Source organism: Massilia orientalis (genome assembly GCF_030411975.2).
GTDB lineage: Bacteria > Pseudomonadota > Gammaproteobacteria > Burkholderiales > Burkholderiaceae_D > Telluria > Telluria orientalis.
Genome location: NZ_JASNRB020000004.1, coordinates 1 through 22268, shown reverse-complemented (window position 1 = coordinate 22268; position 22268 = coordinate 1). Strand labels below are relative to the sequence as shown.

Sequence of the window (22268 nt, the reverse complement as noted above, 5' to 3'; positions counted from 1 at the left end):
GTATAATGTGTGCCAAGCAACATTTCACACATGATCCAGCCATGGACGACACCCCCGACGCGCCCGAGCTCTCGCTGTTTCTCGCCTCGACCGCGCATGACATGAAGAATTCGATCAGCGTCCTGTCCGGGACGCTGGAGCGGCTTCTTGTCGACGCATCTCCGCAGACGGAATCGGCGTACCCGCAGATGGCGCACATGCTGTACCAGACGAAGCGCCTGAACGACAACCTGATGCAGCTACTCGCGCTGTACAAGCAGGTGGGCACGCCCGCGTACCCGTTCGACGTGCAGCCGCTCGAGCTGGGCCAGCTGGTCGACCAGGTGGTGGCGCTGGAGCGCGTGCTGCTGAAGTCGCGCGGCCTGAAGCTGGAACTCGATTACGACGCGGACCTCGTCTGGCATTTCGACGAAGACCTGATCGTGGGCGTGCTGTCGCATGCGATCAACAACGCCATCCACTACACGTGCGACACGGTGCGGCTCGCGATTCGCGTCACCGACGACAACTGGCTCGAACTGCGCGTGGAAGACAACGGTCCCGGTTATCCGCCGGCGCTGCTGAAGGCCGGCGCGATCGCCACCCGTGAAACGGCGGGCGGCATGAACTTCCTGACCAACAGCGCGGGCCTGGGCCTGTATTTTTCCAGCGAAGTCGCGCGCATGCACCAGCACCGCGAGCGGCGCGGCACGCTCCGCCTGGAAAACGGCGGCCGCTACGGCGGCGGCTGCTTCATCCTGAACCTGCCATGAACGCTTCCGCCAAGGCCGTCAACGAGATCGACTGGGCCGACAAGAACTACCTCGTCGTCGACGACTTCGTCGGCGTGCGCCAGCTGCTGCGCGAAGCCCTGCGCAGCCTGGGCGCGAAGAACATCGACCAGGCGTCGTCCGGCGGCGAGGCGATGGGCCTGCTGGCGCGCATCCGCTACGACGTCGTCCTGTGCGACTACAACCTGGGCGACGGCAAGAACGGCCAGCAGGTGCTGGAGGAAGCGCGCGTGCGCAACCTCGTCAATCCGAGCACCGTGTGGCTGATGGTGTCGGCCGAAAAGAGCGTGGAGTCCGTGATGGGCGCGGCCGAGCACCAGCCGGACGCCTACCTGATCAAGCCGATCACGGAAGGCGTGCTGCTCACGCGCCTGAACCGCGTGTGGCACAAGAAGCAGATCTTCCGCCTCATCGACCAGGCCTATGCCGAGAAGGACTACCTGCGCGCGGCGCGCCTGTGCGATGCCGCCATCGAAGGCCACAAGGCGCACGAGATCGACCTGCTGCGCATGAAGGCCAAGCTGATGGAAAAGAGCGGCGAGCCGGTGAAGGCGCGCGAGGTGTACGAGCGCGTACTGGAGCAGCGCGAATACCAGTGGGCACGCGCCGGCATCGCCAAGATCCGCATGGCCAACGGCGAATTCGAACAGGCGCGGCAAGCCTTCCAGAGCGTGATCGCGGAGAACCGCTATTACATCGACGCGTACGACCAGCTCGCGCTGACCTATCAGAACCTGGGCAAGCTGGACGAGGCGTGCGCGATCCTCGAGCGGGCAGCGAAACTGTCGCCGAATTCCGTGCCGCGCCAGCGCAATCTCGGCAACGTGGCGCTCAAGGTGGGCAACGTGCAGATGGCCGAGCAGGCCTTCCGCAAGTGCATCCTGATCGGCGAGTATTCCATCATGAAGACGCCCGACGCCTACCTCGGCCTCGCGCGCGTGTGCGGCCAGAAGAACGATGCGAAGGAAGCGCTGCGGTTGCTGCTGCAGGTCCAGCGCGAGTTCGCCGCCGACCATCCGGACATCGCGCTGCGTTCCAAGATCACCGAGGGCCTCGTCTACCACGAGAGCGGCGACTACCGGCGCGCGCGCAAGGCCGGCGACGAGCTGGAAGCCCTGCTCAATGCGACCGAGGCCCGGCCCGACATCCCGACCTGCCTGGAACTGGCTACGCTGCTGTTCGCGGTGGGCGTGAAGGATGCGCCGGCGGAGCTGCTGTGCTACGTCATCCGCAACAACCACGACAACCCGCTGCTGCTCGACGAGGTGCAGAAGATCTTCGACAAGGCGCGCCTCGGCGACGAGGGCCTGGAGTTCATCCGTGCCTCCAAGAAGGAAGCGACGGACCTGATGAACCAGGGCGTGCTGCTGTGGAAGACGGGCAAGCTGAAGGATGCCGTCGAATGGATGCGCCAGGCGCGCAAGAAGGTGCCGAACAACCAGCGTATCCTGTTCAACGCGGCCCAGATCCTCGTGTCGCACCTGCAGCAGCATGGCTACGACGGCGTCCTGTCGGCCGAGGCGTACGAGGTGCTGCACCACGTCGACCGCCTGCTGCCGGGACAGCAGCGCTTCGCGCAGTTGATGGAGCAGTTGGCGCAGCTGCAGCCGGTGGCGGAGAGCGGCGTGGTCGACGAGGTGGTGTAGTTGTCGGGTGCGCGCTCCGTTACCAGCGAATGGACGCCGAAGATTCGTGCCGAATTGAGTCAGTTGGCACGTTTCTGTTGGCGTCCAACACGTCGGCACCCTGCCGACGTCGGCATGTCCGGCCTGATCTGGCGCCTGACGGTCATATTGCTTGCATATCTGGTGTCGTTTGCGATCGTGCTTTCACCGCTACTGCTTGGACTGACCAAGCTGCTCGGCGTGACATCGACGTTGGATTGGTCCGGTACCCGCATGGCGTTTGCGTCGGTGGTGGTCGCCCCACTGCTCGAGGAACTGGTCTTTCGGGCTGGCCTGCGCAGTGCGACCGCGACACTCGCGGTGCAACCTGTGCTGATACCCCTTTTCATTGGGAGCTGGCAGGTCTCGCTCGTCCTGCTTGGCGTTGTTGCGGCTGTGATGTTCGTCGATCACGTTCGCGGGCGACACCTCGATGATGCGAGAAAATTTTCTCTATGCATGGAGCGAGGACGTGCCTTCCTGACTCGATATCGCCTGATCGTGTGGGGGAATGCGGTTGCGTTTGCCCTTGCTCACCTTGGCAATTTTACGATTGCGACCACCAATGGTTGGCTTGGGTGCCTGTCAGTGTTCGTCGTCTCTTCGCAGATCATTACGGGCGTTGTCCTGAGTTACTTCCGCTTGCGTTATGGATTGTTCTCTGCAATGGGCTTCCACGCAATTTTCAATTCCAGTTGGTTGTTGTTTGACTGACGTGGCGTAATTCGCTACACGGTCTAGTGAAAATCATAATCCCGGCGGCACTGCCCGCCGTGTGAAAATTTGCCTTTGATCACAGCGGAGAGCGACGTGCGCATCGAACGGACCACCCACGCGGCGGTGACCCGCCGCGGCTTCCTCAAGTCCGCCGGCGGGCTCGTGCTCGGCTTTATGCTGCCTGTCCCCGGCCGCGCAGCCGCACCGGCACCGAACGCCTTCCTGCACATCGCGCCCGACGACACCGTCACCGTGATGGTCGACCGGCTCGAATTCGGCCAGGGCGTGCACACGGCGCTGCCGATGCTGGTCGCCGAGGAGCTCGACGCCGACTGGTCGCGCGTGCGCGCCGAACTGGCGCCGGCCGGCGACGCCTACAAGGATCCGCTGTTCGGTATCCAGATGACCGGCAGTTCGATCTCGGTGGCGCACTCGTTCACGCATTACCGCGAGATCGGCGCCCGCGCCCGCGCGATGCTGATCGCCGCCGCAGCCGAGCGGTGGCAGGTCGCGCCGGCGTCGTGCACCACGTCGGCGGGCACGGTCATCGGCCCGGGCGGCCGCAAGGCGCGCTACGGCGCGCTGGCCGATGCGGCCATGAAGCTGCCGGTGCCGGCGGCCGTCACACTGAAGGACGCGAAGGATTTTCAGCGCATCGGCAAGCCGACCGGACGCCTGGATGCGCGCGCCAAGTCGAGCGGCCGGCAGCAGTTCGGCATCGATTTTTCCCTGCCCGGCATGAAGGTGGCCGTGGTCGCGCGTCCGCCCGTGTTCGGCGCCCGGGTGCGCAGCCTCGATGCCGCCAGGGCCAGGGCCATCAAGGGCGTGGTGGACGTGGTCGAGGTGACGGCCGGCAGCGGCGGGCGCGGCGTGGCCGTGATCGCGGATGGTTATTGGCAGGCGAAGCAGGGGCGCGATGCGCTCGTCATCGACTGGGATTTGAGCGCCGTCGACAAGCTCGATTCGGGCCGCCAACTGCGCGATTACCGCGCGCTTGCCGCCACGCCGGCGCCGGCGGCTACGTCGATCTCGGCCGTCTACGAATTTCCTTACCTGGCGCATGCGCCGATGGAACCGGTCAACTGCGTGGTCGACCTCCATGCGGATCGATGCTCCGTGTGGGCGGGCGTGCAGTTCCAGACGTTCGACCAGACCGCCGTCGCGGCCGCGGCGGGGCTCAAGCTCACGCAGGTCACGTTGCACACGATGATGTCGGGCGGCGGTTTCGGCCGCCGCGGCGTGACCACGTCGGACGACCTGGTCGAAGCGGTGAACGTCGCGAAGGCGTACGGACGCGGCCCCGTGAAAATCATCTGGAGCCGCGAGGACGACATCAAGGGCGGCTACTATCGCCCCGCGCACGTGCACAAGGTCGACATCGGGCTCGATGGCAAAGGCGATGTCGTTGTGTGGAACCACGTCATCGTCGGCCAGGCGATCAGCGCGGGCACGCCGTTCGAATCGGTGCTCATCAAGAATGGCGTGGATTCCACGACGACCGAGGGCATCGCCGAGGCGTATGCGTTGCCGGTCAAGCTGACGGTGCATCATCCGAAGGCGAACGTGCCGGTGCTGTGGTGGCGCGGGTCGGCGTCGAACCACACGGCGTTCGTCATGGAGACCCTGGTGGACGAAGTGGCGCACGCGGCCGGCGCCGATCCGGTCGCGTACCGGCGCAAGCTGCTGGGTGATAAACGCCCGCGCCACCTGGCGGCGCTCGACCTGGCCGTGCAGAAGTCCGGCTACGGCAAGAAGCAGTTGGCCGAGGGCCGTGCCTGGGGCGTGGCCGTGCACGGCATGTCCGGCAGCGTGGTGGCCTACGTGGTCGCGGCGTCGGTCGAGCAGGGCGTGCCGAAGTTGCACAAGGTCACGGCCGGGGTGCATTGCAACCTGGCCGTCAATCCGCTGTCGATCGAGGCGCAGGTGCAGGGCGCCGTGCTGGCCGCCCTCGGCACCACGTTGCCCGGCGCCGCCATCACGTTCAGGGAAGGCGTCGTCGAGCAGGGGAATTTCGACGACTACACGGTGGCGCGTCTGCCCGACATGCCGCATGTGGACGTGTTCATCGTGCCGTCCACCGAGCCGCCCACCGGCATGGGTGAGCCGGGCTTGCCGCCGCTGGCGCCGGCCTTCGCCAACGCCATCTTCCAGCTCACGGGCAAGCGCTTGCGCAAGCTGCCGTTCGAGCTCGGCTGACGGCCGCGCAGGACGTCAGGTCTTGTCGGTCTTCGACCGGCTGGTCCGCGCCTTGCCGTTGCCGCCGTTGCCGCCGTTCGGCGCAGGCGACTGCACCTTCGGCGCGTCCTTGGGCGCTTCCGCTTTCGGCGCCCCGCCTGCCTCCTTCGCGGGCGCTACCGGCGCTGCGGCGCTCGGCGTCATCGCGTTGGCGACCGCCTGCGTAAATTGTTCCTGCAACATGTTCCACCATGCGACGGCAGCCGGCATCGCCGCCGCCGCCGGGTTGCCCGGTGCGTCCGTCGCGCCGGCGGCCTGCGGCGCGGCCGTGCCCGGCTGAGCCGTGCCGCCGCTGCCTGCCGCGGCGGCATCCGGCGCCTTGGGAGCATCCGTCTTCGCGGCCGGCGTTGCCGGCTTGGCAGCGGCGCCCGACTGGCCCTGCGCACCGAAGAAGGGCGGGAACGGCATCGACGCCATCTTTTCCGCGCTGACGCCGGACTGGCGCATCGCTTCGGCCATCGAGGCGCCCATCGTCTTCAGCGTCATCAGCGTGCCGCGCTGCACTTCGAGGGCCTGGATGGTCCCGCGCAGCATGGACAGGTTCAGGTTCAGCCAGGACTCGACAGCCTTGAGGTCGGCGATGCGCTTGTCCAGGTCCTCGGTCGACATCGGCGGTGCGGCGATGCCAGCCATCCCCGGCATGCCGGGTATGCCGGGCATACCGGTGCCGGGGATCTGCATGGATCCCCACAGGTTCTTGACGAATTCCAGCGTGTCCGTCACGCCAGGCATGGCGGGTGCGGAGGGTTTCAGCATGGTGGTCTCCCTGGTTGGTGGCCGCTAGCGTAACAGATAAATAAGAGCCGACATAGACATGGTTGAAGGCACAGGCGGGCAGTGCGCGGGCGGACCGGCTACACTAGGCGGATGAGCCCTGCATACGCCACGACCCGACGCCGCCGGCAACTGGTGCTGGGCGCGCTCACGGTCCTGTTGCATGTGCTCGTGTTCGGCTGGTTCGCGCGCCAGATGGGCCAGGTGCCCGACCCGTCCGTCCGCACGGGCCGCGCGCCCCTGACGGCCGAGCTGGTCGAGGCACCGCAGCCGCGCCCGCTGCCGCCCCAAGCGCTCACCTTGCCACCGCAGCCGGCGCTGGAGCAGCCGCCGTTGCCCGAGATCGATCCGGAGCCCGTGGTGCCCGCGGCGCCACCGCCCGGTCGGCCCGATGCGGCGTTGACGCCGGAATCGGACGGTCTCGCCGCTGCCGACGCCGCGGGACAGCAAACGGGGCAGGGTGGCGCCGCCGCCGGCGCGGACCCCGTACAATCCCCGGCACAGGACGCGGCACCCCAGGCGCAGGTCCAGCAGGAAGCGGCACCGAAGCCCCAGCCGGCCGCGCCGGAAGCGCGCCGTTACAAGGTCGACGTGCCGCCTTCGGCCGACATCACGCTCGACGTCGCGCGCACGGATGCGAACGGCACGAAGTGGAGCGGCGACGCGCTGCTGTCGTGGCGGGTGACGCCGTCCGGCTACCGCGTGAAGATCGAGGCCGGCATCCGCGTCGTGTTCGCGCACGTGAACCTGCTCACCCTCACGAGCGAGGGCACGGTTGGAGACGAAGGATTCGTCCCCACCTTGATGACGGAGAAGCGGCGCGGACGCGCCATGACGGCGACGCATTTCAATCGCCAGGAGGGCACGCTGACGTTTTCGGCATCCGGCGCGAAGTATCCGCTCGTGCCGGGCGCGCAGGATAAAGCCAGCGTGCCGCTGCAGTTGGCGGCCATCGCGCGCGGTGATTCGAAACAATTGTCGGGAAATATAGACATCCTTGTCGGCGAAGACCGCGACGCAAGCGTTTTCACCTTTACGGTGGCCGGACAGGAACAGCTCGACACGCCGCTGGGGCGCATCGCCACATGGCATTTCGTGCGTCCACCGAAGCCCGGCTCGTACAATTCGCGCCTGGAACTCTGGCTGGCGCCGGCCTATGGCTGGTATCCGGTACAGATCCGCAATGTCGAGGCGAGTGGGGCGGTGACGACCCAGACCGCGAGCAAAATCGTGATTCAACAAGCAGGAAGCTGATAATGAAAAATGTTTTGAAGATGGCAGGCGCAGGGGCAGTATTGATGACCGTGCTGGGCGGCCCTGCGGTCGCGGCGGAAGAACATCCCGCCATCAAGCGCCCGTTCGACCTGCCGCCGTCGGCCGACCTGACCTATTCCATCGGCGCGCGCCAGCGCGGCTTCAACCTGAGCGGCGATGCGACGCTCACCTGGCGCGTCAACGACAGCAAATACACCATCAGCGCCGAGTCGCGCGTGGCGCTGTTGGGCAAGCTGACGGAAAACCGCAGCACGGGCATCGTCGACAACTGGGGCCTCGCACCGACGGAGTACTACGACAAGCGCTTCCGCAAGGACCCGACGACGGCCACCTTCGACCGCGACGGCAAGACCATCACGTTCAGCGACGGCGACAAGACGTATCCGATCAAGGGCGGCGAGCAGGACCGCGTGTCCGTCTCGTGGCAGCTGGTGGCGGTCGCGCGCGCCGCGAAGGACAAATTCAAGCCGGGGTCGGAATGGCAGTTCTTCGTCATCGGCCCGCGCGACGCGGACCCGTGGACGTTCCGCGTCGTGGGCCGCGAGAAGGTGCAGGCCGGCGCGTCGCTGGGCGAAGTGGATGCCGTGCACGTGATGCGCGCGCCGCCGCCGGGTTCCAGGGACCAGTCGCTCGACATCTGGCTGGCGCCCGGCCACGAGTGGTATCCGGTCAAGCTGCGCTTCACCGACAACGACCGCGACTACGTCGAGCAGACGCTCGAACGCATCGTCAAGAAGTAGCCCAGTCCTTCACATAGGCCGGCGCCGGCTGGGCGCAGTACGCGTCCGGGACAGGCGTCCCGCGCGCCGCGCCGAGCGGCAGCACGCCGGCCCACGCGGCGATGTGCATGTCTTCCGCGTCGTCGTCGGGCGGGCCGGTGCGCACCTTGCACGCGGCCTCGGCGAGCGCGATGCGCATCACGGTCGTCGCCGCGAATTCCTTGTCGTTCCCCGGGCGGATCTCCGCCTGCCGGCCCGGCGCGAGGTGCTCCATGAAGTCGACCAGGGTCTGGCGCTTGGCGTCTTCCGCGACGATCTCGAAGCGGCCGTAGACCATCGCGCTGCGGTAGTTCATCGAATGATTGAACGCGGAGCGTGCCAGCACGAGGCCGTCCACGTGCGTGATCGTCACGCAGCAATCCTGCTCCGTCAGGCGCTGCAGCATGCGGCTGCCGTTCGACCCGTGGATGTACAGGTAGTCGCCGCTGCGCCAGCAGGCGGTGGGGATGCAATGCGTGCCGTGTGCGTCGGCGAAGGCGACATGGCAAACATACGCGGCGTCGACGATGGCATGCAGCAGGGCGGGATCGTAGGACGCCTTGGATGCGCCGCGCTTGACCTGGGTGCGGGAGGAAGGAGCAGTGTTCATTGGCCTCGATAATGTGGGTGGAAGCCGCACTATAATGGCCGGGATGGCTCCAGCAACAGATCCAGGGCCGTGCAATTTCATGGAGCCACGATGGATTATTCCCTGCTGCTGGACGCCTTCGGCCGCGACCACGCCCGACATGCCTGGCCGCGCCAGCGCCTGCTGCACGAATGCCTGCGCGCCGCGATCCGCGACGGCACCCTGGCGGCCGGCACGCGCCTGCTCGCCACGCGAGCGCTCGCGCAGGAACTGGGCATCGCCCGCAACACGGTGCTGTACGCGTACGAGCAGCTGGCGTGCGAAGGCTTCGTCATCCCGGACCGGCGCGGCACCGTGGTCGCCGGCATCGCCCCCGCGCCGCGCCGGCGCAGCGCCGACGTGCCGCAGGCGGGCCTCGCGCGCCGCGCGCAGAACCTGCGCACCGTGAACGGCACCGCCAGCGTCGCGCTGCCGTTCACGCCCGGCGTGCCCGATTTGCGCGCCTTCCCGCTGGCGCAGTGGCGCCGCCTGCTGGACCGCGCGTGGCGCGGCCTGTCCTTTGATCAGCTGAACTACGGCGACCCGGCCGGCGAGCCCGCGCTGCGCACGGCGATCGCGGACTACCTGCGCGCGTCGCGCGGCGTCGTGTGCGAGCCGGGCCAGGTCTTCATCACGGACGGCACGCAGGCGAGCCTCGACCTGTGCGCCCACGCCTGTGCGGACGCAGGCGACATCGCCTGGATCGAGAATCCCGGCTACGGCGGCGCACTGGCGGCGTTTCGTGGCGCGGGCCTGGTCGTGGAGGGCATCGCGGTCGACGGGGAGGGCATGGCGCCATCACTTCAAGACTGGACCGCGCGCCGGCCGAAGCTGATCTACACGACGCCGTCGCACCAGTACCCCATCGGCGTGGTGACGTCGGCGGCGCGGCGCATGGCGCTGATCGATGGCGCGCGTGCGGCCGGCGCGCTGATCGTCGAGGACGACTACGACAGCGAGTTCCGCCACGAAGGCCCGCCGCTGGCGGCGATGCAGGGTCTCGTGCCGGATGCGCCCGTGCTGTACTGCGGCACGTTCAGCAAGACGATGTTTCCGGCGCTGCGCATCGGGTTCGTCGTCGTGCCGGCCGGGCTGGCGCCGCAACTGGCCGTCATGCGCGCGCAGTCGGCAGCAGCGGGGCGGACGGCGGAGCAGCTGGCGCTGGCGGAATTTTTACGCAGCGGCGAGTTCGCGCTGCATTTGCGGCGGATGCGGCGGCTGTATCGGCAGCGGCGGGATACGCTGGTGGAGGCGCTCGAGCGGCACCTGGGCGATCATGCCGCCGTCGAAGGCGCATCTGCCGGCATGCACCTCGCCCTGCGTTTCCCGGACGACAGCCCGGCCGATGCAGAGATCGTGCGCCGGGCGCGGGAGCAGGGGATTGTCGTGAATGCGTTGTCGGCGCATGCGGTGCCCGGTGGGCCGGTGGCCAATGGGCTGTTGCTGGGTTATGCGCAGGTGCCGGTGGAGCGGATGGATGGGCTGGTGGCGCGGTTGGCGCGTGTCATTCCGGATCGCCTTTAAATCGCATCCGACCCGATATGGACATCGATCGGTACGCAGTCGATTAGCGACACTTGCTGGAAAGCTCGTTGTAACGGTCTTGGGCCAGTTCATGGTGCCCGGATTTGCTCGTTCCGGGACGATCTTCCAGCACGAGCTCTACTGTTGCCCAATACCAGCCAGGAACAGGTTTGATAATCGTTGGCTTGTAACCAGGCGCCGAGACGCCGAACTCAAATGGAAGCGCGTCAGCGCCACCGAGTGCAAAGCAACCGGATGGTGTGGTGCGTGCTTTGTACGCGTAAAGGCGCACCGCCGCATTGGAAACTGGCTGATGTGAGACTGCGTCTGTCACCGTCCCGGCGATATAAGTCGCTGGATGGCATGGCATGAAGTAACAGCAACCGCTCAGAGCGAGAGGGGCAAGGAAAAGGGCAACGTTCGAGATGCCAGGTTGACTTTGTGGTGTCATTTCGACAGTCTACAGTTCGCCGACCAGCGAAAATGCACGCAAGGTCACGAGGGCTCCGTGTACGAAGACGTTGCCCTACGAGCAAAAAGACAGGTTTGCCAGGCGCTCTTATTCCTGCGGCCCCGGATCATCCGGACTGTCATTCTCCCAATGCAGCACGATCTCCTTGGGCGCGCTGCCCACCTTGACGGTCCGTTTGAACGTCTTGCCCTCCGCCGCCGCACTGATCCGATACGTGCCCGCCGGCAGTCTGGCAAAGAACATCGGCCCCGTGTTCGCCGCGGTCACCAGGTTGGCACCCTTGGCATCCGAGATATCGAGCTGGACGTCGGAGCGGTAGGCACCGCTCTGCTTGGTGGCGAAGGTCAGCAGCAGGTTGTAGTCGGCGCGCTGGGCCTTCATCGCGGCCTGCTCTTCATCGCCGACGCCGCCGTTGACGTAGGTAATGCCGTTCTGCTGCTTCGGGGTGAGGGGCGCCGCCAGGACGGCGGCCGGGGTCAGGCAGGCGGCCAGGAAGGTGGACACAACTACGGCCGCAAGTGTGCGTTGCATGGCATTCCTCCTCATGAAGATGATGTAAATATCACAACGTTTATTATCGCGCTGTCGGGATCAGAGGGGCGCGCGCCTGATGTTGTCATGTTCACAAGTCAAGCGGCGCTCCGATTCCGTTGCATATTCACCAGTTGTGAACCGTACGCGGGCGTTCCGTATTAGTTGCCAAGCCTTAACTGTTATACTGACGCCCCCGCGCCCGTGGTCCAGAAGGCCGCGCGCGACAGCAGACTGGTAAGCCTTACGATGATCGACAACCTGGCAGCAACCGCCGCCGACTCCCAAATCCCAGCGCTCGATGAACTCGATCCGCTGCAGACGCACTTCCAGGACGGAGTGGCGCCGGACGAGATCGAGCAGGTATATCACCTCAAGCGTGCGCAGCCCATGCTGCAGGCGTTCACCGCGCTGTTCCACGGCTCGCAGGACGGCGTCATCGTGCGCCTGCTCGTGCTGCGCGAACTCGCGTCCGACGCGATGGACTCCGCCTTCTCGCGCGCCGACATCAACACGAAGTTCGCCTACCTGATTCCGGAAAGCCTGGAAACGGTGCTGGGCCGCCTGCGCACGCACGGCCTGCTCGCGTGGGACAACCCGGCCGCCGTCTACCGCATCACGCCGCTCGCGCGCAACGTGCTGGCCGCGCTCGACACCTTGCTCGCCCTCGGCAAGCCGGAAGAGGACGAGGCCGAGATGGGCTTCCTGCTGTCGCAGGTGGCGGGTGCGCAGGCCGTCGGTGGCATCACCGTCGACCAGTTGAAGCATTTGCTGGGCCGTCTCGTCGAACTGCACGAGGAATTCCGCGATGCGATCGCGTCCGGCTCCGAATTCCGCCTGCGCGCGTCGCAGGCGAAGTGGCACATGGCGTGCGACTGGGTCGAGAAGGGCTCCGTGATCCTGCGCGCCATCACGTCCGACGAGCGCGCCGACTCCGCCACGCACCGCGCCGCGCAGGCGATCGGCCGCGCCCAGTCGCAGCTCCTGAACATGCAGGGGATGTTCTCGCGCGCGCTGAACCAGATCGAGCGCCAGCGCGTGCACCTGGGCCAATCGGGCCTGTCGACGACCGACATCAAGCGCTGGCTGCTCGCGCACGACGACCTCGCGAGCCTGGCCGAGGACGCGATCGACCGCCCGGTCGTCCCGCTGTTCGCGACGCCGGCCGAGATGATCGACGTGGCCGAGACGGAACTCATGATGGAGCGCGTCGCGCCCATGGCGCCGGGCGGCCTGCCGAACGGCGAGGACGCGGCCATGACGATCAACGACAACCCGGCGATGCAGGCGGAACTGGACGACTGGATCCGCCGCCTCGCCGATTTCGCCAACCTGGACAACTTCCCCATCATGGCGGAGGGGGCACCGAAGAGCGTGCCGATCCAGGAATCGCTGCTGCCGGCCAGCTTTGCCGTCGCATCGTACCGCGCCTCGCTGCTGCCGCTGCTGGGCGATCCGGCCGAGGCCAACCTGCAGGGCCCGACCGCCGAACTGGCGCGCCTGCCGGTGCGCTTCGATTCGGCCGACGAAATGATCGCGCTGGACGACCCGCATATCGCGGCCATCTCGCGCGCGACCCTCTCACTGAATCTCGATCTACCGAGCACCCCGGAAAGCAAGACGCAAGATGAATGACGACGCCCAAATCCTGATCGCGCGACTGCTCACGCACCAGACCCTGCGCCGCGACGACAAGATGGTCAAGCGCGCGCTGTCCGACGACCAGTTCCGCGCGGAGATCGACAAGCGCCTGCTCGAATGCGGCCTGAAGCTCCTCGACAACGTGTACGCCGACCACGTCACGCTGGCCCTGCACCGCAACGTCGAACCGAAGATCTTCGGCGCCAAGGACATCTGGCAGAACAATAACTTCGGCCTCACGCGCGATGGCGTGGCGCTGCTCGTGGTGCTGTGGGCGCAGATCATCCTGCCCAAGCGCCAGCGCCAGGAAACGCACCAGTCCATCGACGTCGACCAGTCCGACATGTTCGACAAGGACAACCCGATCCCGCGCGCGGAAGACACGTCGATCGGCATCTCGTACACGACGCTGCTCGCCGACTTCGGCGACAAGCTGGGCAAGAAGACCCGCATGGACATGAACCTGGGCCTGTTGTCGAAGCTCGGCTTCATCGAGCGCCGCGGCGACGTGATCCTGGAAGGTCCGCTGCTCGATCTCCTGATGGATACCGACGTGCTGAAGGAACGCATCATCAACGGCGCGCTGGCCGACGTGTTCAAGCGCGCACCGGTGGCGGCCGCACCGCGCCGTCACGTCAGCGAAGCCGCGAACGACGAACCGGTCGACACCGAAACGCCACAAGCTTAAGAGACCCGCATGTTCCACATTAAATCCCTCGAGCTGGTCCACTGGGACTACTGGCAACGCATCAAGAACATCCCGCTCGACGCCAAGATCATCACCATCGCCGGCCAGAACGGCTCCGGCAAGACGACGCTGCTCGATGCCCTGCGCACGCTGTTCGGCCTCGATTGCTCGATGGGCCGGACCTATAAACACTACGCGCGCCATTCGGGCCAGCAGAGTGCCTGGCTGCGCGCCGTCGTCGACAACAAGCCGTCCGGCCGCCAGCTGTCGAACCGCCCGTTCCGGCATAGCGGCTTCTTCAGCGACGACGAAGTCACGCTGTTCTGCCAGGTGCAGAAGAACGGCGGCGACTGGAAGCGCCAGTACCTCATGCGGCCGGGGAACATCCAGATCGAGGAAGTGACGGAAGCCACCGACTGGCTCGGCGTCGAGAACTACCGCAAGCGCCTCGCGTCGGCCGGCCTGTCGCCCGCGATGTCGAAGGTGCTCGCGCTGGAGCAGGGCGAGACCGACAAGCTGTGCGAATACGCGCCGCGCCAGCTGCTGGACCTCGTGTTCCAGGTGTTCGGCGACAAGGAAGTGCTGGATGCGTACGACGAGGCGAAGCGCCACCAGCGCGACACCGAGTCGGAGCTGAAGCGCTTCGAGGCCGAGCTGGAGACGTCGCGCATCAACCTCGAAGGCCTGCGCCTGCGCGTCGCGAACTACCACCAGTGGGAAGACCTGCAGAAGGAACGCCGCGCCCTCGTCGAGGAAGTGCTGCCGAGCCTGGAATACCACGAGGCGCGCGAAAAGGCCGCGAACGTGAGCCGCGCGCTGCGCGAGGCGAAGAAGCCGCTGATGCAGGCCGACAGCCTGCTGACGGAGAAGCGCAACGCGCTCGCCGCGCAGCAGCGCGCGCTGACCGAAGCGCAGCAGCAGGAGGTGAAGCTCGAACAGGAAGCGAACGAGTTGGCCACCCGCCTGACGCAGGTGAACGCGAAATTGAAGCCGCTGGAAAGCCTGCTCGAACAGAAGGAACGCTTGAACAAGCTGGCGGCCGACGCCGGTGCCGACATCGCGGAAGTGGCGACGCAGCTGGAAGCGAAGGAAGCCGAACTCGCGAAGAAGAAGGCCGAACGCGAAGCGCTGGCCACGAAGATCGCGGGCGAGATGGCGACGATCAGCGCGCTGCAGGGCAAGACGACGATGCCGGAGCCGGAAGCCCAGCGCCAGATGCGCCGCGCGCTGCGCGATGCGGGCATCCCGCACGCCATGCTGTCGGACATCGTCGAAGTGACGGATCCGAAGTGGCAGGGCGCCGTCGAGGGCGTGCTCGGTGGTTACGCATCCGTCGTGCTGCTGGAGCGCGCGAAGGATGCGCCGGCCGCCTATAAACTGGCGGAGAAGGAGCGCTATCGCCACTTCATCGTGCCGGACTGCGTCGACGCGCCGGTCGTGAAGGACGATACGCTGCTGTCCGTCGTGCGTTTCTCGTCGAAGGCGCCGTCCTGGCTGATCGACCAGCTGGAGCGCATCGAGCGCGTGGATTCCGTCGACGACGGTTTCAAGAGCGACGCGGACGAGTGGATCACGCCGGAAGCCTACCACCGCGAACGCCGCGGCGGCCGCTCGCTGTTCGTCGAGCCGTCGCGCTACCGCTTCGGTGCGGCCGGCAAGACGCAGCGCCTGGAAGCCATCCAGAAATCCCTGCCGTCCCTGGAAGCGCAGGAAGACACGTTGACGCTCGCGATCAGCAAGCTGGCGGCGGAAGTGTCCGCGCTGCGCGTGCGCATCGCCGGCGTGGACGCCGCGAAGGAACTGTCGGCGCGCCAGGCCGAATTCGAGGAAGCCACGCGCGCGCTGGAACCGCTGAAGGCCGAGCGCCTGCAGGTCGGTGCGCGCCTGGGCGAGCTGCAGGTCCTGATCAAGAACGCGACCGTCACGCGCACGCGCGCCGACACCGTCTGGCAGAACGCCCGCATGGCGCTGTCGGAAGCGGAAGCGGGCATGCGCCTGAACAACCGCCGCGTGATCGAGCAGCGCAGCGAGCATGCGCGCGAGCTGCTGACGTTGCGCCGGTCGTGGCGCCACGTGCCGAAGTCGTGGCGCAGCGCGCAGCAGCGTGCCGCGCTCGTCGCGACGCACCAGAACGCGCACCAGGTCAAGCTGCGCATGAATTCCCTCGACGCGTCGCTCGCGCGCGCCGACTGGGAACAGGACCCGACCGTCATCGACCAGTACGCACGCCTGAACGACCAGCTGTCCGGCCGCCAGGTGGAGACGGAAGAACGCCGCTACCAGAACAACCGCGCGATCGAGGCGACGGACAATGCGCGCGGCGCCTACATCGAACGCCTGCGCTACACGATCAAGACCTATTCGAAGAACATCCGCGAACTGGGCGAGCTGGCGAACATCGACGTGTCGGTCGATCCGGTCCGGCTGGAGAACGACGACGTGCAACTGGCGCAAGCCGGCCTGCACGTGCGCTTCAAGTTCGACGGCAAGGGCCAGATCGGCATGAACGACGGCGAGGCGTCGGGCGGCCAGCAGGTCATGAAATCGCTCGTGCTGCTGATCGGCCTGCTGAAATCGGAAGAGGGTTCCGGCGGCTTCGTGTTCATCGACGAACCGTTCGCCCACCTGGACATCCGCAACATCCAGCTGGTCGGCGAGTTCCTGAAAAACACCGACGCGCAATACCTGATGACGACGCCGCTCACGCACAACACGGACGTCTACGATCCGTCCGACCTCACGCTCATCACGAGCAAGAAGAAGAAGGACACGCAGTGGGCGCAGCCGATCTTCGTGCTGCAGAGGCGGCGCGAGGGCGAAGAGGCGCAGGCGGCCTGAGCGCATTGTCATGATGGCTGCAGCGGCCGGCGTTCCTGGGGACGCCGGCCGTTTTGCTTGCGTGCCTGCGTCGTCAGATGGCGCGCCAGCGCCTCGCGTGCCGCATCGCCGATGTCCTGCCAGTACGCGCGCCGCCGCGCCGCCCGCTTGCGGTGCCTGGACGGTATCGCCGCCAGCGGCTTGGCCTCGAACGGCAGGGCGATGCACCACGCGCGGCCCGGCATATCGGTGCCGCCGAGGCTGCGCCAGAAGCCGTCATAGGCGGTCGCGAAATGCCCGGCATCGGACGGCAGCCAGGCGCAGTGCCAGGCCGACTTGACGGCCACCACGTGGTCCATGCCCAGCGCTTGCGCGATGCCCTGCAGGGCGGCGCAGCAGAAAAAGCCGGGCGTCGTGACCAGCGGGGAGCCGGGCGGGAAGGCGCGCCGGAACGCATCGACGGCGTCGGCCTCGTCGGCACGGTGCCCCTGGTTGCGGGCGATGAACGGCAGGATGCCGGCCGCGCCGAGCCCGGCCAGGCCGGCGAAGTGCTCGTCGACCCAGCTGAACGACAGGCGGTGGACACGCCTGCCGTTCGCCAGCAAGGTCAGGGTGAGATCGCCTTCCGCGTTCAGGCGCTGCGCCATGCCGAGGCGGATCTCGACCTTGCTGCCGTCCGCCTCGTGCTGCCACAGTACGAGGCCGCCGTCGCGGTAGACGGCGTGCTTGTAGGCGGCGTCGAACGTGGCCTCCTCGAAGCGGTAATGCGTCAGCACGCAACGCACGCGCTGGCGCAGCGACAATCCCCTGGCGAGATAGTCGCGGTGACTCAGGTGGTGGAAGACGTCATCGTGCACCTGCGTCACGTAGTTGCGGTAGACGTCCATCGCCAGCAATTCCACGTGGGCACGGCGGAACAGCAGCACGCGCAGGCTGCGCATGATGCAGGCTGCCCAGGACGCGAACGGGTAATGGCGCCGGGCCAGCCAGTGGCGGGTGAGGAGGGCGAAGACCATGTGTGCTCCAGGCAAAACGGCTGGAGCCATGACATGGTTGTCAATACATTAAGTGGCCCCTGCGGCCATTCTCCGCAGGGCTATGCATGACGCATTGGGCTGCATCAAGCGAATCAAGAGTCGCCGATTTCCTTGCGCATGCGCTGGCGCCAGCGCATCAGTGCCGCGGAGAACGTGGCGAAATAGGCGGCCGTCAAGCCCAGGCACAGCATCGTGATGGGGCTGTCCGTGAAGCGCGGATTCGGGCGGTTGCTGCCCTGGTTCATGTAGATCTCGATGCCGAGGTAGACCACGCGCGCCACCAGCACCATGGCGACGAGGATGCCCATGCGCGACGGCGGCGTGAAGAAATAGCCTTCGGGCGTGTCTTCGAAGCGGGTGCGGCGCAGGCCGTAGGTGCCCAGCGCGATGCCGCCGATGGCGCCGGCGGCCAGCGCTGCCAACTGGAACGGGCGGTCGCCGAGTTCCGATGCCGGGATGAGGATCATGACGACGAAGACGAACAGGCCCGTGTAGTGGCGCGACAGGATCGAGCGCTGCCGGGTCATCTGGTGTTTCAGGCGCGAATGGATGCGCCAGATCAGCAGGGGAACGAGGGCGATGAGGGCGAGGGTGGTAAGACTCATGCGTTAAAGCTCAAGGTGAGACGGGGGCGGTGCGCTTGCGCCAGGACAGCAGGCCGAACGCGTAGCTCATGTAATAGCCGGCCAGCACGCCGAAGATGACGAGGGTCAGCGGGCTCGACACGAACTCGTGGTGGGCAAGCGAGCCCAGCGCGAAAAACTCGTACGCGCGCCAGGCCATGCGGGCCATGAACAGCAGGGCCACCGCGAGGCCGATCGGCGCGTGCGGGGTGAAAAAGAAATCGTCGCCGACCTGTTCGAAGCGCGTCCTGCCGATCGCGATGCGGCCCAGCACGGCGCCGACCGGCAGCCCGGCCGCGAGGCCCGCGAGGGCGAACGGGTTCGTCTTGATGCTGACGGCGGTCAGGATCAGCAGCAGGATCGGGAAGAACACGAGCGTCGTGCGGTGGCGCCACGTCTTCGAACGCTGGCGGGTCGTCAGGCGCTTGATGCGGCTGTACATCCGCCACAGCACGAAGGGCGCGAGCACGGCGGCAACGACGGGAGTCGGCAACATGGGATTCCTCGGAATTTTCTGTCGAATCCGCCATTGTAATCCAGGCGCGCGTCGGCAAACCGCTGCCCATGGTAATGTTTTGGCATCGTTAGCAGGAGCCAGACATGATTCCAGACCTGAGCCCGACGCGTCGTACCGTCCCGCACCGCGGGCACCACGCGCACCGGGCGCCCGATCCCGCACCCATCGAGGAACCGCCGCCCGACCCGTTCGAGCCCGCCGACCCGCACCAGCCGCCCATCCGCACGCCGCAGAACGACGAACCGCCGGTCGACCCCAACCCGAGCGTGACCCTGCACTAGGCCAGCAGCGCCGCGTGTTCCTGCAGCAGGTCGGCCAGCAGGTCCGCCATCAACGTCACGCGCGGCGAGCGGCGCACGTCCGGATGCACCGCCAGCCACAGCGGGCGGCTCAGCACGTGGCCGTGGTCGGGGTGCAAGGCCAGCAGCGGATCGCCGCGGCCGAGGAAATGCGGCAGCACGGCGACGCCGAGGCCGGCGCGGCATGCGGCCACCATCGCGGCCGCATCGTTGGTCCAGAACGAGTACGCGCGTCCGGCCGCGAATTTCGCCAACCAGGCCTGCTGCGGCGTATCCTTCATCGCTTCGCCGTACCCAATGAACTCCCATTCCTCGTGCGGACGCTCGAACCAGCCGGGCGCCGCATACAGCCCATAGCCCATCTGCGCCAGCGGCCGCGCGGCCAGTCCCGGCTGCTCCGGACGCGCCATGCGCAGCGCGAGGTCGGCCTCTCTCCGGTACAGGTCGGCCTGGCGGATCTCGCCGATGATTTCCAGCGTGAGCGCGGGCCAGCGCGCCCGCAACGCGCCCAGGTGCGGCACGAGGAAGCTGCTCGCGAACGTGGGCGGCGCCGACAGCCGCACGACGCCGCGCAGGGCGGACGCACCCGCGCCGGCGCGCGCGAACGCCATCGCTTCGTCCTCCACCCGGCGCGCCTGCGCCAATAATTCCTCGCCTTCCACGGTCAGCGCCCAGTGCTTCGGCAAGCGGTCGAACAGGCGCACGCCCAGGCGCGCCTCGAGCATGCCGATGCGGCGCGCGACGGTCGAATGCTCGACGTCCAGCACGCGCGCCGTCGCGCTCAGCTTGCCCTGGCGGGCCAGTTCCACGAAGTAGCGGATGTCGTCCCAGTCGAGGGGCTGACTTATCGATTTTTGCACGATCAAAGGCGATTTTTTGAGATTTCGGACGATTTTTGATCAATCTACCATGGGGCTCTCATCAACAGGAGAATGACATGGACGAATTGATCGAACACGTGAGCATCCACCGCCAGGGCGGCGCGGACCAACTGGAAACCGGGCGGCTCGCCGTCGCGCCGCCGGCCGAGGGAGAGGTGCGGGTGCGCCAGCTGGCCATCGGCGTGAACTTCCTCGACGTGTATCACCGCAACGGCACGTATCCGCTGCCGCAACTGCCGGCCACGCCCGGTGTCGAAGGTGCGGGCGTCGTCGAGGCGCTCGGCCCCGGCGTGACCGGCTTCGAACCGGGCCAGCGCGTCGCGTACACGGGGTTGCTCGGCGGCTACGCGGCGGTGCGCAACGTGCCGGCGGATCGCCTCGTCGCGGTGCCGGACGCCGTCTCCCTGGATGCCGTCGCCGGCGGCCTGCTGCGCGGCCTGACGGCGCACATGCTGTTCGCGCACGTGCGCCCGCTCCGTTCCGGCGATACGGTCCTCGTGCATGCGGCCGCCGGCGGTCTCGGACTTGTGCTCACGCAGTGGGCGAGTGCGCTCGGCGCCCGCGTCATCGGCACGGTCGGCAACCGCGACAAGGCCGCGCTGGCGCTCGCGCACGGTGCCGAGCGCGTCGTCCTGTACCGCGAGGAGGACTTCGTCGCGGCCGCGCGCGAGTTCAGTGGCGGGCGCGGCGTCGACTTCGCCATCGACGGCATCGGCGGCGCGACCCTGCTGCGCACCTTCGACGCCGTGCGCCCGTACGGCATGGCGGCCAGCGTCGGCCAGGCCGGCGGCAGCATGGAACCGGTCGACCTGCTGCAGATCGGGAAACCGCGCGGCATCGCGTTCGCGCGGCCGAGCGTGATGCAGTTCATGACGATTCCCGGCCTGTACCGGGAAGGCGCGCAGGCGACGCTGGCGCGGCTGGCGGCGGGCCTGCGCGTGCCGGTCGGGCTGGACCTGCCGCTGGCGCGCGCGGCCGAGGCGCATGCGGCGCTGGAAGCGGGGCAGACGAGCGGCGCGGTGCTGCTGCGGCCCCGATAAAAAAGTGCTTGACCAACCAATAACCGCTTGGTTATGATTTGATTCATAGCCAGATGGTTATTAATTGCCATGACAGATACCCACGATATTCTTTTCCGGACACTCGGCGACCCGACGCGGCGTGCCATCTTCGAATCGCTGTGCCGCGACGGCGAGCAGACGGTCGGGGCCCTCACGGCCCGGGCCGGCATCTCGCAGCCGGCCGTGTCCAAGCACCTGGGGCTGTTGAAGCAGGCGGGGCTCGTGCGCGACCGGCATGAAGGACGCCAGACGCACTACACCGCCCAGCTGCAGGCATTGGCGCCGCTGGCCGACTGGACGAACCAAATGGCCCGGTTCTGGGAGAGCCGGTTCGATGACCTGGAAGACCTCTTGAAAAGGATGGACCAATGAACGATACCTCGCTCCACACGCGCACCGTCACCGTCGAACGCGAATTCGCGCATCCGCCGGAAAAGCTCTGGCGCGCACTCACGCAGCCGCACCTGATCGAAGCGTGGCTCATGAAGAACGATTTCGTGCCCGCCCTGCATCACCGCTTCAAGCTCAGCGCCGACTGGGGCGCCGTCGACTGCGAGGTGCTGGAGATCGAACCGAACCGTTCGCTGTCGTACACGTGGGCCGCGATGGGCCTGGACAGCGTCGTCACCTGGACCCTGACCCCGGCCGGCGCGGGCACGCACCTGAAAATGGAGCAGACCGGCTTCCAGCCCGGCCAGGATGCGGCCTACAATGGTGCGAAGTACGGCTGGAACAAATTCACGGCCGCCCTCGACGAGGTGCTGGCGAAGCTCGACGACTAAACCAAAGGAGGCGACATGAAGCAGGAGAATGCGTCCGCGGAGCTGCCGGCGTCCGCACTGATCGACCGCCGCATCGCCGACCTGGGCGACTGGCGCGGCGCGGCGCTGGCACGGGTGCGCGCGCTGATCCACGAAGCGGTGCCCGGCGTCGTGGAAGAGTGGAAGTGGATGGGCACGCCCGTGTGGTCCAGCGGCGGCATTCTCTGCACGGGCGAGTCGTACAAGTCGCACGTGAAGCTGACCTTCCTGAAGGGCGCGTCGCTGGAGGACCCGTCCGGCCTGTTCAACTCCAGCCTGGACGGCAACGCCCGGCGCGCGATCGACATCCACGAAGGCGAGGCGCTGGACCCGGCCGCGTTCCGCGCCCTGATCCGCGCCGCGGCGGCGCTCAACGCAGCCAAAGCCAAGCCGAAGCGCGCAAAAGTTGCTTGAAACCGGGGTCAGAGCCCGTTTTTTGGAAATGTCGTCTTGGACATTGCTTAAATTCGGGCTCTGACCCTGACCCTTCCCCACATATTTTTCTTGTAGGTGGACGGGGTTGCTGTTAGCTTCCGGTGAAAAAAGCTGGTGCATG

23 protein-coding genes are annotated in these 22268 nt (G+C 66.9%); 15 read left to right on the top strand and 8 right to left on the bottom strand.

Translation table 11 applies throughout. From position 1 onward, the window contains the following. Nucleotides 1-41: 41 nt before the first annotated feature. The 4 genes from QPK29_RS06445 to QPK29_RS06430 all read left to right on the top strand — a co-directional run bounded on the left by QPK29_RS06445 (nt 42) and on the right by QPK29_RS06430 (nt 5347). Nucleotides 42-752, top strand: coding sequence for a sensor histidine kinase (locus QPK29_RS06445; protein WP_371765122.1), 711 nt, complete (start codon nt 42-44; stop codon nt 750-752). After that, on the top strand, nt 749-2416 hold the full coding sequence (locus tag QPK29_RS06440; RefSeq protein ID WP_371770534.1) for a tetratricopeptide repeat protein: 1668 nt from the start codon (nt 749-751) through the stop codon (nt 2414-2416). Before QPK29_RS06445 ends, QPK29_RS06440 begins: the two co-directional genes overlap by 4 nt. A 114-nt stretch (nt 2417-2530) precedes the next feature. Next, on the top strand, nt 2531-3148 hold the full coding sequence (locus QPK29_RS06435; protein ID WP_371770533.1) for a CPBP family glutamic-type intramembrane protease: 618 nt from the start codon (nt 2531-2533) through the stop codon (nt 3146-3148). Between the two features lie 177 nt (nt 3149-3325). Continuing rightward, entirely contained in the window at nt 3326-5347 is a 2022-nt protein-coding gene (locus tag QPK29_RS06430; protein WP_371770647.1) for a xanthine dehydrogenase family protein molybdopterin-binding subunit, read from the top strand. A gap of 15 nt (nt 5348-5362) precedes the next feature. Here the strand turns inward: QPK29_RS06430 and QPK29_RS06425 are convergent, their stop codons facing one another. Next, nucleotides 5363-6142 (bottom strand): PhaM family polyhydroxyalkanoate granule multifunctional regulatory protein, encoded by a 780-nt coding sequence (locus QPK29_RS06425; protein WP_371770532.1) that lies wholly within the window; start codon nt 6140-6142, stop codon nt 5363-5365. A 111-nt stretch (nt 6143-6253) separates the two neighbouring features. Between QPK29_RS06425 and QPK29_RS06420 the strand changes: the two genes are divergently transcribed. Beyond that, nucleotides 6254-7414: a DUF3108 domain-containing protein gene (locus tag QPK29_RS06420; RefSeq protein WP_371770531.1), complete on the top strand. Its 1161-nt coding sequence runs from the start codon at nt 6254-6256 to the stop codon at nt 7412-7414. Nucleotides 7415-7416: 2 nt separating this feature from the next. Further along, a complete protein-coding gene (locus QPK29_RS06415) occupies nt 7417-8175 on the top strand; it encodes a DUF3108 domain-containing protein (protein WP_371770530.1) in 759 nt (252 codons plus the stop codon). On the opposite strand, the gene QPK29_RS06410 is transcribed toward QPK29_RS06415, so the two are convergent. Next, the gene (locus QPK29_RS06410) at nt 8165-8803 is read right to left on the bottom strand and encodes a pyridoxamine 5'-phosphate oxidase family protein (RefSeq protein WP_056126789.1); all 639 of its coding nucleotides are present in this window, start codon (nt 8801-8803) and stop codon (nt 8165-8167) included. The two genes, QPK29_RS06415 and QPK29_RS06410, sit on opposite strands and share 11 nt — an antisense overlap. 90 nt (nt 8804-8893) lie before the next feature. On the opposite strand from QPK29_RS06410, the gene pdxR reads away from it, so the two are divergent. Continuing rightward, nucleotides 8894-10345: a MocR-like pyridoxine biosynthesis transcription factor PdxR gene (gene pdxR / locus QPK29_RS06405; protein WP_371770529.1), complete on the top strand. Its 1452-nt coding sequence runs from the start codon at nt 8894-8896 to the stop codon at nt 10343-10345. Between the two features lie 43 nt (nt 10346-10388). On the opposite strand, the gene QPK29_RS06400 is transcribed toward pdxR, so the two are convergent. After that, nucleotides 10389-10715 (bottom strand): carboxypeptidase-like regulatory domain-containing protein, encoded by a 327-nt coding sequence (locus tag QPK29_RS06400; RefSeq protein ID WP_371770646.1) that lies wholly within the window; start codon nt 10713-10715, stop codon nt 10389-10391. Between the two features lie 189 nt (nt 10716-10904). Beyond that, the gene (locus QPK29_RS06395) at nt 10905-11348 is read right to left on the bottom strand and encodes a hypothetical protein (protein ID WP_371770528.1); all 444 of its coding nucleotides are present in this window, start codon (nt 11346-11348) and stop codon (nt 10905-10907) included. A 249-nt stretch (nt 11349-11597) separates the two neighbouring features. On the opposite strand from QPK29_RS06395, the gene QPK29_RS06390 reads away from it, so the two are divergent. Genes QPK29_RS06390 through QPK29_RS06380 form a run of 3 tightly spaced genes read left to right on the top strand, consistent with a single transcriptional unit; the run spans nt 11598 to nt 16515 of the window. Next, nucleotides 11598-12983 carry a hypothetical protein gene (locus QPK29_RS06390; RefSeq protein WP_371770527.1) on the top strand — a complete coding sequence of 462 codons (1386 nt, stop codon included), beginning with the start codon at nt 11598-11600 and terminating at the stop codon, nt 12981-12983. Beyond that, entirely contained in the window at nt 12976-13677 is a 702-nt protein-coding gene (locus QPK29_RS06385; protein WP_056126793.1) for a hypothetical protein, read from the top strand. The genes QPK29_RS06390 and QPK29_RS06385 overlap by 8 nt, the downstream gene beginning before the upstream one ends. 9 nt (nt 13678-13686) lie before the next feature. Further along, on the top strand, nt 13687-16515 hold the full coding sequence (locus QPK29_RS06380) for an ATP-binding protein (RefSeq protein WP_056126794.1): 2829 nt from the start codon (nt 13687-13689) through the stop codon (nt 16513-16515). Nucleotides 16516-16523: 8 nt separating this feature from the next. On the opposite strand, the gene QPK29_RS06375 is transcribed toward QPK29_RS06380, so the two are convergent. The 3 genes from QPK29_RS06375 to QPK29_RS06365 form a co-directional block, all read right to left on the bottom strand. Next, nucleotides 16524-17510 (bottom strand): DUF535 family protein, encoded by a 987-nt coding sequence (locus QPK29_RS06375; protein ID WP_371770526.1) that lies wholly within the window; start codon nt 17508-17510, stop codon nt 16524-16526. 113 nt (nt 17511-17623) lie between these two features. After that, nucleotides 17624-18136 carry a hypothetical protein gene (locus QPK29_RS06370; protein WP_371770525.1) on the bottom strand — a complete coding sequence of 171 codons (513 nt, stop codon included), beginning with the start codon at nt 18134-18136 and terminating at the stop codon, nt 17624-17626. A 10-nt stretch (nt 18137-18146) separates the two neighbouring features. Continuing rightward, entirely contained in the window at nt 18147-18650 is a 504-nt protein-coding gene (locus tag QPK29_RS06365) for a hypothetical protein (protein WP_160406559.1), read from the bottom strand. Between the two features lie 104 nt (nt 18651-18754). Here QPK29_RS06365 and QPK29_RS06360 point away from each other — a divergent pair, with 104 nt between their 5' ends. Continuing rightward, nucleotides 18755-18952: a hypothetical protein gene (locus QPK29_RS06360; protein WP_371770524.1), complete on the top strand. Its 198-nt coding sequence runs from the start codon at nt 18755-18757 to the stop codon at nt 18950-18952. Here QPK29_RS06360 and QPK29_RS06355 read toward each other — a convergent pair. After that, nucleotides 18949-19830, bottom strand: coding sequence for a LysR family transcriptional regulator (locus tag QPK29_RS06355; RefSeq protein WP_371770523.1), 882 nt, complete (start codon nt 19828-19830; stop codon nt 18949-18951). The genes QPK29_RS06360 and QPK29_RS06355 overlap by 4 nt on opposite strands. A gap of 77 nt (nt 19831-19907) precedes the next feature. Here QPK29_RS06355 and QPK29_RS06350 point away from each other — a divergent pair, with 77 nt between their 5' ends. The 4 genes from QPK29_RS06350 to QPK29_RS06335 all read left to right on the top strand — a co-directional run bounded on the left by QPK29_RS06350 (nt 19908) and on the right by QPK29_RS06335 (nt 22126). Continuing rightward, nucleotides 19908-20891 (top strand): quinone oxidoreductase family protein, encoded by a 984-nt coding sequence (locus QPK29_RS06350; RefSeq protein WP_371770522.1) that lies wholly within the window; start codon nt 19908-19910, stop codon nt 20889-20891. 69 nt (nt 20892-20960) lie between these two features. Next, the gene (locus QPK29_RS06345) at nt 20961-21284 is read left to right on the top strand and encodes an ArsR/SmtB family transcription factor (protein ID WP_025511203.1); all 324 of its coding nucleotides are present in this window, start codon (nt 20961-20963) and stop codon (nt 21282-21284) included. Continuing rightward, on the top strand, nt 21281-21694 hold the full coding sequence (locus QPK29_RS06340) for an SRPBCC family protein (protein WP_056126802.1): 414 nt from the start codon (nt 21281-21283) through the stop codon (nt 21692-21694). The genes QPK29_RS06345 and QPK29_RS06340 overlap by 4 nt, the downstream gene beginning before the upstream one ends. Before the next feature lie 15 nt (nt 21695-21709). Next, entirely contained in the window at nt 21710-22126 is a 417-nt protein-coding gene (locus QPK29_RS06335) for a DUF1801 domain-containing protein (RefSeq protein ID WP_371770521.1), read from the top strand. Nucleotides 22127-22268: the final 142 nt, after the last annotated feature.